The organism is Sphingobium scionense (genome assembly GCF_014197035.1).
In the GTDB taxonomy this organism is placed as follows: domain Bacteria; phylum Pseudomonadota; class Alphaproteobacteria; order Sphingomonadales; family Sphingomonadaceae; genus Sphingobium; species Sphingobium scionense.
Genome location: NZ_JACIEU010000017.1, coordinates 21,559 through 35,822 on the forward strand (window position 1 = coordinate 21,559; position 14,264 = coordinate 35,822).

Annotated in this window: 9 protein-coding genes and 1 pseudogene; 6 read left to right on the forward strand and 4 right to left on the reverse strand. The window is 64.7% G+C overall.

Annotation, left to right across the window (positions count from 1 at the left end; genetic code table 11):
* Positions 1–83 precede the first annotated feature (83 nt).
* The 3 genes from GGQ90_RS19035 to GGQ90_RS29845 are packed head-to-tail and all read left to right on the forward strand — an operon-like array spanning position 84 to position 4,755.
* Positions 84–2,576 (forward strand): TonB-dependent receptor, encoded by a 2,493-nt coding sequence (locus tag GGQ90_RS19035; RefSeq protein WP_188083559.1) that lies wholly within the window; start codon positions 84–86, stop codon positions 2,574–2,576.
* Positions 2,576–3,754: a YdcF family protein gene (locus GGQ90_RS19040; protein WP_188083574.1), complete on the forward strand. Its 1,179-nt coding sequence runs from the start codon at positions 2,576–2,578 to the stop codon at positions 3,752–3,754. The genes GGQ90_RS19035 and GGQ90_RS19040 overlap by 1 nt, the downstream gene beginning before the upstream one ends.
* Positions 3,755–3,768: 14 nt before the next feature.
* A complete protein-coding gene (locus GGQ90_RS29845; protein ID WP_343053899.1) occupies positions 3,769–4,755 on the forward strand; it encodes a phospholipase C/P1 nuclease family protein in 987 nt (328 codons plus the stop codon).
* Between the two features lie 59 nt (positions 4,756–4,814).
* On the opposite strand, the pseudogene GGQ90_RS19045 reads toward GGQ90_RS29845, so the two are convergent.
* Positions 4,815–6,050, reverse strand: a pseudogene (locus tag GGQ90_RS19045) (MFS transporter); the annotation flags it as partial.
* A 40-nt stretch (positions 6,051–6,090) separates the two neighbouring features.
* On the opposite strand from GGQ90_RS19045, the gene GGQ90_RS29850 reads away from it, so the two are divergent.
* Positions 6,091–6,312, forward strand: a complete 222-nt coding sequence (locus GGQ90_RS29850; RefSeq protein WP_343053900.1) for a glutathione S-transferase N-terminal domain-containing protein — start codon at positions 6,091–6,093, stop codon at positions 6,310–6,312.
* Positions 6,313–6,640: 328 nt separating this feature from the next.
* Here GGQ90_RS29850 and GGQ90_RS19050 read toward each other — a convergent pair whose 3' ends face one another.
* The 3 genes from GGQ90_RS19050 to GGQ90_RS19060 are packed head-to-tail and all read right to left on the reverse strand — an operon-like array spanning position 6,641 to position 10,067.
* Positions 6,641–7,894: a DUF3526 domain-containing protein gene (locus GGQ90_RS19050; protein WP_188083560.1), complete on the reverse strand. Its 1,254-nt coding sequence runs from the start codon at positions 7,892–7,894 to the stop codon at positions 6,641–6,643.
* Positions 7,891–9,333 carry an ABC transporter permease gene (locus GGQ90_RS19055; RefSeq protein WP_188083561.1) on the reverse strand — a complete coding sequence of 481 codons (1,443 nt, stop codon included), beginning with the start codon at positions 9,331–9,333 and terminating at the stop codon, positions 7,891–7,893. Before GGQ90_RS19055 ends, GGQ90_RS19050 begins: the two co-directional genes overlap by 4 nt.
* Positions 9,330–10,067 (reverse strand): ABC transporter ATP-binding protein, encoded by a 738-nt coding sequence (locus GGQ90_RS19060; RefSeq protein WP_188083562.1) that lies wholly within the window; start codon positions 10,065–10,067, stop codon positions 9,330–9,332. The genes GGQ90_RS19055 and GGQ90_RS19060 overlap by 4 nt, the downstream gene beginning before the upstream one ends.
* A gap of 153 nt (positions 10,068–10,220) precedes the next feature.
* Here GGQ90_RS19060 and GGQ90_RS19065 point away from each other — a divergent pair, with 153 nt between their 5' ends.
* Together GGQ90_RS19065 and GGQ90_RS19070 are read left to right on the forward strand one after the other, a co-directional pair.
* Positions 10,221–12,425, forward strand: a complete 2,205-nt coding sequence (locus tag GGQ90_RS19065) for a TonB-dependent siderophore receptor (protein ID WP_188083563.1) — start codon at positions 10,221–10,223, stop codon at positions 12,423–12,425.
* 17 nt (positions 12,426–12,442) lie between these two features.
* Positions 12,443–14,251 (forward strand): M14 family metallopeptidase, encoded by a 1,809-nt coding sequence (locus tag GGQ90_RS19070; protein ID WP_188083564.1) that lies wholly within the window; start codon positions 12,443–12,445, stop codon positions 14,249–14,251.
* Positions 14,252–14,264: the final 13 nt, after the last annotated feature.

The window sequence follows — 14,264 nt, forward strand, 5'->3', positions numbered from 1 at the left end:
GATTTATTTATTTTCACAACAATAATTAAAAATGTCATATCGCACGGCCAGAGGCGCCCCAACCAATTCAGAGGGGACGCATCATGTTCAAGACTTTCCTTGCCTCCGGCACGGCGCTTGCCGCGCTCTGCATCATCGCCACACCAGCCCTGGCCCAGACCGCCGACACTGCACCGGCGGCGGAGGCGGCTGCTGATGCCGGCAACGGCCCCAACGACATCATCGTTACCGGCTCCACCCGCGCCCAGCGCCGCTTCGACGTATCCTATGCGATCAACACTATCTCCGCTGAAGATGTGGAGAAGATCGCCCCTGTCAATTTCGCTGACCTGATCGGCCAATTGCCCGGCTTCCAGACCGAAATCACCGGCGGCGAAGTGCAGAATATCTACCGCATCCGCGGCCTGCCCAATGATGGCGGCTTCGTCAGCTTCCAGCAGGACGGCCTGCCGCTGTTTCATGAGAATGACGGCGTCTTCTTCCGCGGTGACGCGATCCTGAAACAGGATCTGATGACCGACCATGTGGAAGTCGTGCGGGGCGGCCCGGCCCCGGTCTATGCCAGCTATTCGGGTGCGATCATCAACGCGATCACCGTCACCGGCAGCGACGAGGCGCGCGGCAAGGCGCAGGTCACGCTGGGCGACACCGGCCTCTATCGCCTCGACGCCTATCAGGCCGGCCCGCTCGGCAACGACACCTATTATGCGATCGGCGGCTTCATCCGCTATCATGACGGCTATCGCGACAATGGCTTCGCCAATGACAAGGGCGGGCAGCTGCGCGCCAATATCAAGCATGATTTCGACAATGGTTCGATCAAGCTGAACCTCAACTATGTGAACGACCACAACGTCTTCTATCTGCCGATCCCGATCGCCGACCCGCGCGATCCCAGCGTCTCGCTCGACAAATATATCGACTATTTCGACGGCACGATGAACTCGCCGTCGCTACGCCACGTGAACCTCAAATATCGTGACGGCACCGGCCAGATACAGAGCCGTACCGGCGACCTGTCGGATGGCCGCCATATGCAGATGGTCAATTTCGGCGCCCAATATGATGGCGATTTCGACGGCTGGCTGGTCTCGGCCAAGGCCGGCTACACCCAGGGCAAGCTCGATTTCAGCGCCTTCTACTCGACCACCAATCCGGCCGACGGCAACGCCTTCGCCGCCGGCTATCTGACACGCGCGACGGCCGCTTTCGGCGCGGTCGACCATTTCGGCTATACGCTGGCGGGCACCAACACCGTCTATGATCCCTATGCGGCGTCGGGCCTGGTGATGCAGGGCCAATATCGCGACATCCATTCGAAATTCTATTCGGCCCAGGCCAATCTGTCGGTCGCCAAGAAGTTCGAGACCGGCTTTGGCACCCATGACCTCAAGCTCGGCGTCTATGGCAGCTTCTATGGCGAGGACAGCCGCACCCTCTATCAGAATTACCTGATCGAGGTGGCGGGCAAGCCGCGCACGCTGGACCTGGTCGCTTATAATGCCGCCGGTGCGGAAATCGGCCGCGTGACCGACAATGGCGTGCTCAACTATGCCGCCACCCTCAATCAGGGCGACAGCGACGCCAAGATGTTTGCCGTCTTTGCCAATGACACCTGGGAAATCGTGCCGGGCCTGCGCATCGACGCGGGCATCCGTCACGAACGCTACAGCTACAAGGGCTGGGCCGCGCTGACCGAGGCGGCCAATCTGGGCGACACCAGCACGCTGGCGGACGACAGCACCCGCGCCTTCACCGGCGTGATCCTCAACCAGAAGCTCAAGCCCAATGTCACCAACTGGACGGTCGGCGCCAATTACGACTTCTCCAGCCATGTCGGCATCTATGGCCGCGCCTCGCACCTGGAAACGCCGCCCAACATCCAGACGGTGATGAGCATCAACCCGACGATCATCACGACCAAGGCCGACCAGTTCGAGGCCGGGCTGAAGCTCGCCTTCGGCCGCTCCTATCTCTACGTTACCGGCTTCTACACCAATTTCGATCCCTTGAACGCCAGCTTCCTGGCCTATGATCCGACCACGGGCCGTAACGATGTCAACGTGCCCTTCATCGGCGAGGCGCAGGTGAAGGGCGTCGAATTCGACGGCAAGCTGGCGCTCACCAACTGGTTCTCGCTCAACGGCGCGCTCACCATCAGCGATCCCAAATACAAGAATTTCGAAAGCTCGACCGGCGCCGACCCGGAACAGGCCGAAGGCAACCAGATCGTCCGCCAGCCCAAGGTCTACGGCAATATCCGCCCCAGTTTCGACTTCCAGACGGGCGACACCGACGTGTCGGTCTATGGGCGCTACACCTATATGGGCAAGCGCTATGTTGACCTCTACAACAACACCGCGCTGCCGGCCTATGGCACGATCGGCGCGGGCATCACGGCGCGCCATGGCAGCTGGCAGGCACAGATCGTGGGCGACAATCTGTTCAACGCCCATGGCCTGACCGAAGGCAATACCCGCACCGACTCGCTGAGCGGGCAGGGCAGTGCGGAGGCGATCTATGGTCGCCCGATCTTCGGCCGCAACTTCCGCCTCGTCATCAGCAAGTCCTGGTGATGGCCCGCCGCCTCGGCCGCGTTGCGGCGTCGTTGATGACGATGGCGGCGGTGGCGATCACGCCCGTCCCGGCTCTGGCCGGGGCGGCGCGCGACGCCGTGACGGAGGCGCTGTCCCGGCGCCTCTTTCCCGTGCTGGACGCTCTTGGACACGACCCGGCCGCCCTTGCCGCCTTCCGCGCCCGGCCGGACATGGATGCGCTGCTCCATGCCCGTGAAGATCGCCGCACGGCGTGCGCCGGCGATGCCGATTGCGTGGCGCAGGCCCATATCTGGACCCCGACCGAAATCGCCCTGATGGTGCAGGCTGCGCTGTCGCTACGTGATGTGCCGGTCGCGGACGATGGTGCCGGTGCGCAGATCCGTCGCGAGGTGGAAGGGATCAACGCCATCCTGCGCAGCTATGCGCTGGGGCAGGTGCCCTCTTATCCCGATATCGACGGCGCCGGCACGATCGACCCGCGCGAGCGTCAGGCCCGGCTGCGCGCCGCCGCCTGGATCGCGCAGACGCCGCGCAAGGGATCGGCCCAGGCGCTGGATTCCAGCATCGACTATGCCCTTGCCCTGCTCGACGTCAGCGACCGCACCGACGCGATCGGCTTCGAGCCGCTGACCGGTGGCCTCAACGCGGCCGCCATGGCCCGCGCCAGGGGCATCGACTGGAAACGCTATCGCTACAGCGCGCTGATCGTCACCGGGGTCGGACCGGAAGTCGAGGGCATGCCGCTAAGCCCGTTCGGCAAATATCATCTGCGCCTTGCCGCCAACCGCTTTGCCGACGGCGACGCGCCCTTCCTCATCCTGACCGGCGGCCGCGCCCATCCGCGCGCCACCCGCTTTGCCGAGGCGGAAGAGATGCGCCAGGCGCTGATCGAGCGCTATGGCGTGCCGGCCGATGCCATCATCATCGAACCCTATGCCCGGCACACCACCACCAATTTGCGCAACGCCACCCGCCTGCTGATGGCGATGGCGGCGCCGTTGGACAAGGATACGCTGATCGTCTGCAATCCGGGGCAAAGCGCCATGATCGAAAATCCGCTGTTCATACAGCGCAACGACAAGGAACTGGGCTATCAGCCCGGTGCCATCGGCGCGCGCCTGAACCCCACCGAATTGCTGTTCCGCCCGTCGCGCCTGTCCGCGCGGGTCGATCCGCGCGATCCGCTCGACCCCTGAAGGGAGGCATGATGATGCGTAAACTGACCTTGGCCCTGGCGCTCGGTGCGCTGGCGTTCAGCCCCGGCGCCGCCATGGCCTGGGGCGGCACCGCCCATGCGGTGATCGATCGCGCCGCCCTCGACGCCATCCCGCAGGACGGCCCCATCTTCCTCAAGGCCTATACCGACTATATTGCCGCCTCCGCTTCGCTGCCCGACAGCTGGCGAGGGGATTCGGAGAATTTCTCCAAGATGGAGGAAGATCCCAATCATGGCTGGTTCCGCGAGCAGTTCCGCTTCGTGAAGCCGATCCCGCGCTCGCGCTACGAATTCATCCTGGCGCTCTACAAGCGCCATGAGACGATCAAGGACAGCGATCCGGCGACCGCCGCGCGCACCAATGTCCGCTGGACCGGCACTTTGCCCTATGCCGCGGTCGAGGCCTATGACCGGCTCGTCGTCTGCATGCGATACGTCCGCAAGGCGCAGGCCGAAGGGGGCGACATATCCGTCCCGGCCCAGCATTGCGCCTTCCAGACGATCCGCCTTGGCCATTATATCGGCGACGGCGCCCAGCCGCTGCATGACTCGGTCCATTCGGATGGCTGGCGCGGCGACAATCCCAGGGGCTACACCCGCGATCGCAGCATCCATGGCCGCTTCGAAAGCCAGTTCGTCGATGGCATGAAGTTGACCGTGGCGGATATCGCGCCGCGCATCGGCGCGCGCGGCCATCGCGACGGCGACATGTTCGACGCGATCCTCGCCTTTCTGGATCAGGCCGGCGACCGGATGGAATATGTCTATCAACTCGAAAAGCGGGACGGCTTCGCCGACTTCGCCAACAAGGATGTGCGCGCCCTCGTCTATGAACGGACCGCTGCCGGCGCCGCCATGCTGCGCGACATGCTCTGCCGCGCCTGGGCGGAAAGCGCCAGTCCGCCGGCCAGGGTGGTCCCCGCGCCGCTGGATTTCAGTAATCCGCGGTTCAATCCGGAAACCGGATCGGCACCCGACTGACGGCGCCGGCTTAGCGCGTTGAGCAGGCGACCATGCCGGGCATGGCCCAGTGCGAAACGGCGCATCAGCAGGATGGCGGCGAGGCTGCCGATTAGCGGGATGCCCAAGCCCAGGCTGACGATGCCAGTCTGGACCGTCACCGTTTGCGGTTGGCCGGGGGCATAGCCCAGCCAGCCCAGTGTCCAGCCGATCAGGCTGGTCGAAGCGGCGCCGCTCGCCTTCACTATGACGAGGTAAAAGGCGAACAAGCCTGTTTCGAACCGCCGTCCGTGCCGCCATTCCACGACATCGACGGCATCTGCAAGCAGTCCCCAGGGCAGCATGAAGACGCTGGCGAGGCCAAACCCAATCACGGCCGCACACCCCAGGAGCACCGTCGGCCAGGACAGGCAGAGGCCGAAAGCGATGAGGCCCAGAACGCTTACGGTATGCCCCATGGCAAGCAGCATGCTTTTGCTGAACCGGCCGGTGAGCGCAGTCCAGCACAGGACGCCGGCGAACTGGCCCGCCGCCAGCGCCAGCAACAGCGTCGCGACCAGGTCGGGGCGGTGGACGACATAGCTGCCCATATAGAGCAGCGTCCGTCCGAAGGTCGGCGCGGCAAAGCCGGTCAACAGCGCCAGCAGGCCCATGCCGATCACCATCGGGTCGCGCAGCGGCACAGCGATGCCGTCCAGCCCGGCTTCGCGTTGCGTGGGACGAGCCCTGCCGCCGCCGGACGTCCAGGCGCACAGGATCATGGTCAGGGCAAACAGGCCGCCCGCGACCGCACCGGCCAGTGCCATTTGGTCGAAGGCATGGTCGCTGCCGGCACGTTGCACCAACGGCGTCAAGACGGTCGCGACGACCAGCGCACTGGCGGTACTGAAGAACAAGCGATAACCCGATACGCGCCCGCGGGCGCGACTGTCGCTGGTTAACTGCGCCATCAGCGCATTGTGCGGCACGTCGATGATCGCATAGGCACCCCGGAACAGCAGCAACGCCGCCGCGAGCATCCATAGCTGCCGCGCGCCCAGCATCGGCATAGCATAGAGAAAGGCGAAGGCCAGCGCGCAGGGCGTTGCCGCGACCGCAACCATCCAGCGATAGCCCTTGCCGGTCTGCCGCAGCCGGATGACCAGCCGCGCGGCGATCAGATCGAAAACGAAATCACCACACATGGCTGCCAGCATCAACCATCCTGCGATCGTGCCGCTCAGGCCGAACACATCAGTGAGCAGGAACAGGATCGTCAGTTCCGCGCCGCCGAAAACCAGCGCCTTGCCGAAATTGCCGGAGGCATAGGCCAGCATGCGGCCATCTTCGCGTGTACCGATCACCTCAACTTCCCGGATGTTCGTGACCGCACGGAGATTTGTGGGACTCGCGCGTCCTAAAAGGCTATTCTTTCATTCGTGCGACAAAGGACTGTCCCTTCTGGCGGACAATCCATTGGGAATCTTCCCACTGCTTGTCGACGGAGCCGTCTGCATGAGCGAGTTCGCTGCAATCTGCCATTATCTGGCGACCATATATGGTGGCGGGCAATTGGCGCGGACCGGGCGGACCCTATAGGCTTGCAGGCCTATGACGACATCATCCAGGCGGCGTTTCCTGCATGCCAATACCCGATATCGATGCGATCCGGTATGATCCGCATCTGCGCGCAACAGACTTCTTCCGTCCGCGTGCACATCCGCAGCAGGACCAATATGTCGAAGTGCCACCGCCCATCCGCGTTTCGGTAGGGGGGCATTAGAGCGGAGCTGGACGAGGACGAATAGGCCTCAAAAAGGTCGTCATGGACAACCAAGTGGAAGCGTAGGCCCAATGCGGCTGCAAACGACTGGGAGAGCATTCTCTACCTCGGTCGGTGACAATCATGCTGTGCGTGGACGTCGGGTCAGCCGCCGTCGAATGTCGGTGCTTGCTCAAAAGCGGCTTTGTCGAACGGCTTGTCGGTGAAGAGATAGCCATAATAATAAGTGCGCAGCCTGGCATGGAAAGCGCGGATGCGATCCTGATAGGCGAGTTGCGCCTGCATATCGGTGTCGGCAAGGCGGGCGAGCAGCGCCTGCACGCCGACCGAGGGCAACAGCCAGCCGATGGCCCGGGCGGCGGCATCACGCGCCTCGATCCCCTGGCGGTAGGCGATGGCCCTGGGGGCTACGCTTTCATCGCCGACCTGGTGGAAGGCGAAGTACCATTTCCAGTGGAATGCGTGGGTCAGCGGCGGGCTGTCCTTCCATTCGGGATGGCCGGCATAGAAAGCCTGCATCGTCTGTTCGCGGGGAATGTCCCAGGCGCGATTGACCGCCTCGCGTTGGGCGAGTGTCAGTTCCACGCCCTGGCCGACCGGGATGGCGCGATTGATCGCGACATGGGCGATGGTCGGCAGCAGCAGGGTGAGCAGCAGCCACAGGCCGGCAAGCGTCGCGGCATTGGTGACCGAACTCCAGCGCAGCCGTCCTACCAACAGCGTGACGCTGATCCAGAAGGCGAGATAGAGGGCCACCAGGCCGAGCACTGCCAGAAGAGGGAAGAAATGCGCATGCGAAAGGATTGCCCCTATGGTGACAGGCAGGGCGAGCGCGAGGAACAGCAGGCCGCCGCGCAGCAGCACGCGCCGCGCCCAGAGATGCCGTCCCGATCCCGCGAGCGCATCAAGCATCCGCAGCCGCCCGGCTTCCCGCTCGCCCGAGACGAGGTCGTGGAATAGGGCGATCACGAACAGCGGCGTCAGATAGACCAGCACGAAGGCAAAATCGAAGCGACCCGGCAGGGCGAGTTCGGGATTGAAGGCCTCGCCATCGTATAGTTGCGCCTCCAGCCCCAGGGCGCGGACGCGCAAGATATAGGGCGCCACGTCACGCAGGCCGAGCGCAGCGAAGGCGAGCGGCGCAGGCGCATCCCAGGTGGCATGGAAGCTGTAATAGGCGGCGTTGCCGGGATCTTTCGTGGCGGTGACCCATTGGGCGACGGCGGCGATATCCTGTGCCTGCTTGGGTTGAATGCGGGCGATGACGGCGCGCTGGCGGGCGACTTCGGCCATGCCGGCGGCAACCGATGCGGCGGCGAGCAAGGCGACCAGCAGCAACGCCAGAAGCGCCATCCGCGATCGCAGCAGCAGGCGCAGTTCATGGGTGAAGAGGGTCATGGACGGGCTTTCTGGAGATGGCGGGCGACGGGCAGCAGCGCCAGTAGTGCGAGCGCCAGCCAGGCGAGCAGCAGGCCCAGGCCGGGCAGGCTGGCCGTCACCAGAGCGCCGGCGGTCGCGGGTTTGAATAGGAATTGCGGGATCGCCTGCCAATGGTCGGCGGAGATGCGCTTGCGCTGGTCGGCACCGGCATCCTTGGCCTTGTCGTCGGCATAGCTGACGGCATCGGCCTGCAACTGGTTGAGATGCTGGACCATGGCGTAGCGATAGGCTTCCGCCTGGGTAAGGAAGCGGCGATGTCCGGCAAGGTCGGTGCCTGCGGCCGCCATCGACAACTGGCGCAACGAGATAGCCGGGCTGAGGATGCCGAAGCCGTCGCTCAGCCGGCTCTGCGCCTGCTGGATCGCGAAGCTGCGATCGGCATGGTCGTCGAACAGGTGCGATGTCAGCTTCTCGCCCTCGACCGCCAGCAGACCGCTATAATTGACCGGCAGATCTTCTACCTTGTCGACGCCATAGCGGCGCAGCACTCTTTGCTTGAAGGCGTTGAAGAACGGATCGTCGGGATTATGCGCGTCGCCAAGGCGATGGAGGTCCTGCTGGATGGCGATGTCGGTTTCCAGCCGGGTGGGAAGGCTATGGGCCTGCGCCGCGATATCGGGCGCGATGCGCGGCAGAAGGATGACCAGCACCGCCCAGAGCGCCAGCAGCGCGAGCAGTGCGTCACGTCCGCGCCGCACCAGCGCGGACACGAGGATGACGATGATCGCCCAGAGCGCCAGATAGGCGCCGTAGCCAAGCGCAATCACCGCCATCGGCCCGGCCAGCGCGCCCGGTTGCCCCGCAATCAGCAGGAAGGCGACCAGTGAAGGCAGGCCGACCAGGGACGCGACCATCGCCAGCGCCAGCAGCTTGCCCATGATGAGCGCGCGGGCGGTGACGCCCTGCACCAGCATCTGGCGCAACGTGCCGCGTTCGCGTTCGCGCGCGACGGCGCCATAGCCAAGGAAGACCAACAGTAGCGGCGCGATCACCTGCAGCACGAAGGCCGGGGTCAACTGGCCGAAACGGACCAGCAGCGAGGATTGGCGGACATCGCCGAAATTGGCGCTGTTCTGGCGGTGGCCTTCGAGGAACATGCTATTGCCGGTGAAGGCGTCGACGCCGGGATCGAAGGCGGCGAGCGGGGGCAGCGGACGAAAGATGAAATTGCCGAAATGGACCATGCGATGGGGGTGCCGGTCAGGCTGCGCCGCAAACTCCTCGGCCGCCTGGGCCTGAAAACGGGCGCGGCTTTCGGCAATGCCGCTCTGGTGCGACCAACTGATGAGCGCCGCGGCGAGCGTCAGCAGGACGAGCAGCGCGAAGGCGATGACGGCGACGCGGTTGCGCCGCATCAGCCGCAATTCGTCGCGCGCGATCAGGGTGATGGCGCTCATGCAGCGACAGCCTCCCGCGCGAACTTGCGATGCAGGTCGCGCACATCGAAGCGGTCCGTGCCTTGCGCGGATGCCTCGTCGACGATCCGGCCGGCTTCGAGGAAGCCGATACGGTCGGCAATGTCGGCGGCCGACAGCAGGTCGTGGGTGACCATCAGCACGGCTGCCCCCTTGCGCGCGACGTCATGGACCAGCCGGTTGAAATCGGCGGTTGCACGCGGATCAAGGCCGGATGAAGGCTCGTCGAGCAGCAATACCGGCACTTCGCGCAACAGCGCGATGGCGATCGCCACCTTCTGCCGCATCCCCTTGGAAAAGCCGCCGAGCCGCTTGTCCCAGGCCGATGCCTGCAGGCCCGTCGCCTCGAATGCGCCGTCAATCTCCTGTGGGGCAGGGTGGCGACCGGCCAGCGCCAGCAGATAGGCGGCATTTTCCCGTGCTGTCAGATGCTCATAGAGGGCGACATTTTCAGGGACATAGGCGATCTGCTCGCGCGCCTTGTCGGGCTGCGCCGCCGGGTCATGCCCCGCCACCAGCACGGTGCCGCTGTCGGGCCGGGCAAAGCCCAGCAGGGTCGACATGGTGGTCGACTTGCCCGCCCCATTGCCGCCCAGCAGCGCATAAATTTCGCCGGCATCGACATGCAGGGTCAGGCCACGCAGCACAGGCTGGCTGCCATAGGACAGGTTGACGTCGGACAATATTATGGGCTGGCCGGTGGCGGTCAGGGACATGGGGGCAAGGCTCCTTGGCTGTTGCGCCGGACCATTTCGGCGATGCAGCAATCTGTCAATGAAATAATATAACATTTCCATTGACGGGCGCGGCGGGGCTACCCTAGGGGCTGCGGCGAATGAGATTTCGTCTCATTTCATTCAGGGGAAATTATGTCGATCCAGTTCCTGCCGCGCGCCTGCGCTGCGCCCGTCCGTTCCCGTCGCTTTCATCACATCGCCCGTGCCCTGCCGCTGGCCGCTGTCCTGGCCTGGCTTCCGGCCCAGGCGCAGACCGGCGATGCGGTTCATCATGTGCCGGAGGGCGAGGGCGCCATCACGGTCGACGGCGTGCGCCAGGCCTATCGCGGCGATTTCTCCGTGAAGGAAATTCCCCAGGCCATCACCGAGATCGACGCGGAGACGCTGCAGCAGAATAATATCCTGCGGCTGACCGACGCGCTGGACATGAACGCCTCGGTCGCGCGCCAGAATACGCTGGGCGGGCTGTGGGACAGTTTCGCCATTCGCGGCTTTGCCGGCGATGAAAATCTGCCGAGCGGCTATCTGGTCAATGGCTTCAATGCAGGGCGCGGCTTTGGCGGCCAGCGCGACGTGGCCGGGATCGAGCGGGTCGAGGTGCTGAAAGGGCCGGCGGCGGCGCTGATCGGGCGCGGCGAGCCGGGCGGCACGATCAACCTCGTCACCAAGCAGGCGGAAATCGGCCGGACCTTCGGCACGGGCACGCTGCAATATGGCAGCTATGACCGGTTCCGTGCCGACGCCGACGCCAATCTGGCGCTGACCGATGGCATCACCGCGCGGCTGATCGGCTATTATGAGAAGGGCGATACGTTCCGCGACTATGTGTCGCAGAAGCGCTGGGGCTTCCTGCCCTCGATCGGCGTTGCGCTCGGCGATCGGACGCGCCTGACCTATGATTTCGAATGGACCCGCGTGGAAGTGCCGTTCGATCGCGGCATCGTCGTCCTGAACAATGATTTCGACACCGTGCCGCGGTCGCGCTTCCTGGGCGAGCCGGGCGACGGCGACACGGTGGCGCGCGCCACCGGCCACCAGTTGCGGCTCGACCATCAGTTCAATGACGACTGGAGCCTGCTGATCGGGGCCAGCCATCGCGACACGCTGCTGACCGGTTTTTCGTCCGACGCGGAGCAGACCGCATCGCGCCAGAAACTCTATGTCGACGGTCATTCCCTGTCGCGCCAGCGCCGCTCGCGCCGCTATGATGCGGAGCATAGCGTGGTCCGCGCCGAAGTTGCCGGCAAGTTCGAGACCGGATCGCTGCGCCATCGCGTGCTGATCGGGGGGGATTTCGACCAGTTCGAATATGATAACTACTTCACCCGCTATCGCCCGCCGGCGCTGAGCACGAACCCGAGCGATCAGGCCGGCTATGTCATCGACATCGACAATCCGGTCTATGGCCAATATCCGCTGCCCGCGACGTCGGTGCTGACCAATCGTCTGGATACGCAGCGCAGCTTCGGCGTCTATGTGCAGGACCAGATCGAACTGACCGACCGGCTGCAGGTCCGCATCGGCGGCCGCTACGACAATCTGACGCTGAAGGTCGACAACCGCGTCCTTGCGGAGGCCAATCGCCATAACAGGCGCAAATATGAGCGGTTCAGTCCGCAGGCCGGCATCGTCTATGAACTGAGCGATCCGATCACCCTCTACGCCGCTTATGGCCAGGGCTATCGCGCCAATGTCGGCGCGGATTTCTTCAACAATATCTTCGACCCGGAAACGAGCCAGTCGATCGAGGCCGGCGTCAAGCTGACCGCGCTCGGCGGCGCCTTGACCGGCACCCTGTCCGTCTACCAACTGACCAAGGACAATGTGCTGGCCAGCGACAATAATAATCCCGGCTTTTCCGTCGCGATCGGCAAGGCGCGGAGCCGCGGCATCGAACTGGACGTGAACGGCCATCTGCCCGGCGACATCGATATCCTGCTGAGCTACGCCTATACCGATGCCGAGGCGCGGGAAGCGGTGAACGATCCCAATTTCGCCACCCAGATCCTGCCGGGCGACAGGCTGATCAACATTCCCGATCACAATCTCAACATCCAGGTCGCGAAGCACTTTGAGGTTGCCGGGCGCGGAGCGCAACTGGGCGCGGGCATGCAATATGTCGGCGAACGGCTCGGCGAGACGGGCACGGACTTCACCCTGCCGTCGCACACCTTGTTCCGCCTGTTCGGCAGCGTCGATGTGATCGAGGGCGTCGAACTGTTCGGGACGATCAGCAACCTGTTCGACGAGACATGGTATGCCAGCAGCTACAGCTCGGTCTGGGTGCAGCCGGGCACGCCGCGCACCGCCACCGTCGGCGTGCGCGCCCGCTTCTGAGCCGGAAGGATAGAGACATGAGCAAGAGGATGATGCGTCTTCTGGGGGCCGCCGCCCTGTGTTTCGCGGGCACCGCCATCGCGCAGCAGCCGACCCAGGCACCGCTGCCGGGGCTGCCCGCTTCGGTGCTACCGCCAACACTGCCCTGGTCCGGTGCGAGCGAGAAGCTGGTCGTCGACAAGGACGATCCCTGGATCACGCCGGCCGAGCAGGCGGGTTTTGCCACCACGCCGCGCTATGACGAGGTCGCGGCGTGGTTGAAGCGCTTGGATGCGGCGTCGCCCATAATCAGCCTCGAAACCTTCGGGCGCACGGGCGAAGGGCGCGATATGCTGCTGGTTCGCGCCAGCAGGGGCGCGCCGGGCAAGCCGGTCGTGCTGGTGCAGGCGGGTATCCATGCGGGTGAGATCGACGGCAAGGATGCCGGCCTGATGCTGCTGAGGGACATCGCGCTGCGCGGCAAGGACAGCCTGCTCGACAAGGTCGATCTGGTGTTCGTGCCGGTCTATAATATCGACGGGCATGAGAAGATGAGCCGCTGGAACTTCCCGGCGCTGCGCGGCCCGGCGGAAAAGGGCTATGTCGGCAACAGCCGCAACATCAACCTGAACCGCGACTATTCCAAAGCGGACGCGCCCGAAAGCCGGGCGATGATTGGCCTGCTGCGCCGGCTGGATCCGATCCTCTATGTCGATTGCCATGTCAGCGACGGCTTCGACATGCAATATGACATCAGCTTCACCTATGCCGGCTGGGGCCGCTATGGCTATCATCGCGCGACCGCCGACTGGCTGCAGGGCCGTTTCGGGCCGAACGTGACTGCAGCGCTGGAAAAGGCGGGGCATATCCCCACCATCTATCCCAGCCCGATCGATACCCGCGAGCCGACAAAGGGCATCCGTCAGGCGCCCGAAGGACCGCGCTATTCGACCGGCTATGGCGATTTCATCGGCGTGCCGACCGTGCTGGTCGAAAATCACATGATGAAGCCTTATCGCCAGCGGGTGCTGGGCACCTATGTGCTGATCGAGGCGGCGCTGAAGCTGGCCGGACAGGATGCCGGAGTGATCGCGCAGGCGAAAGCCAGCGATCGGGCCTCCCGCCCGGCCGAAATGCTGACCCGCTGGAAGCCCGCCGCGCAGCCGATCGGCTGGGTCGAACGGTTCAAGGGCATCGCCTTCGATACCTATGTCTCGCCGGCGAGCGGACGCAGGGAACAGAGATGGCTGGGCCGTCCGGTCGATTGGCGGATGCCGATCATCGGCCAGGAACCGGTCGAGACGGTGCGCCTGCCCAAGGCATGGTGGGTTCCGGCAGGGCAGGCCGAGGTGATCGACCGGCTGACGCTGCATGGCATTCGCTATGATGTGCTGGACGCGCCGCGCACGCTGACGCTCGATCGGGCGCGGCTGGTCGATCCGCAGTCGATGCCGGTGCGCGATGCGCGCATCCCGCTGGACACCAAGCTGCTGCACGAGACCGTCACCGAAACGCTGCCCGTCGGCACAGTGCGGGTGCCTGCCGACCAGCCGCTCGGCCTGCTGGCGGCGGCGCTGCTGGAGCCGGAAAGCCAGGACAGTTTCCTTGCCTGGGGCTTCTTCCCGGAGATATTGGCCGCTCCGTCCGGGGCGGAGGATTTCGTGCGGGCGCCGATCGCCGAGGCGCTGCTGGCCGCTGATGCGCAGTTGCGCGCCGCGTTCGAGGCGAAGCTGGCTGCCGATCCGACATTTGCGGCCAATGGGGACGCGCGGCTCGACTGGCTGTCGGCCCGGCTACCTGATCGCAGCCCCTATCATCATCTCTATCCGATATTCAGGGAGCGCTGAGCCCGATGAACCG

Excerpts from the sequence above, each read along its gene's own strand:
- GGQ90_RS29850 (WP_343053900.1), top strand. The coding sequence starts at position 6,091 with ATGTTCGTGACCGCACGGAGATTTGTGGGACTCGCGCGTCCTAAAAGG.
- GGQ90_RS19050 (WP_188083560.1), bottom strand. The coding sequence starts at position 7,894 with ATGACCCTCTTCACCCATGAACTGCGCCTGCTGCTGCGATCGCGGATG.
- GGQ90_RS19055 (WP_188083561.1), bottom strand. The coding sequence starts at position 9,333 with ATGAGCGCCATCACCCTGATCGCGCGCGACGAATTGCGGCTGATGCGG.
- GGQ90_RS19070 (WP_188083564.1), top strand. The coding sequence starts at position 12,443 with ATGAGCAAGAGGATGATGCGTCTTCTGGGGGCCGCCGCCCTGTGTTTC.
- GGQ90_RS19035 (WP_188083559.1), top strand. The coding sequence starts at position 84 with ATGTTCAAGACTTTCCTTGCCTCCGGCACGGCGCTTGCCGCGCTCTGC.
- GGQ90_RS19065 (WP_188083563.1), top strand. The coding sequence starts at position 10,221 with ATGTCGATCCAGTTCCTGCCGCGCGCCTGCGCTGCGCCCGTCCGTTCC.
- GGQ90_RS19060 (WP_188083562.1), bottom strand. The coding sequence starts at position 10,067 with ATGTCCCTGACCGCCACCGGCCAGCCCATAATATTGTCCGACGTCAAC.
- GGQ90_RS19040 (WP_188083574.1), top strand. The coding sequence starts at position 2,576 with ATGGCCCGCCGCCTCGGCCGCGTTGCGGCGTCGTTGATGACGATGGCG.
- GGQ90_RS29845 (WP_343053899.1), top strand. The coding sequence starts at position 3,769 with ATGCGTAAACTGACCTTGGCCCTGGCGCTCGGTGCGCTGGCGTTCAGC.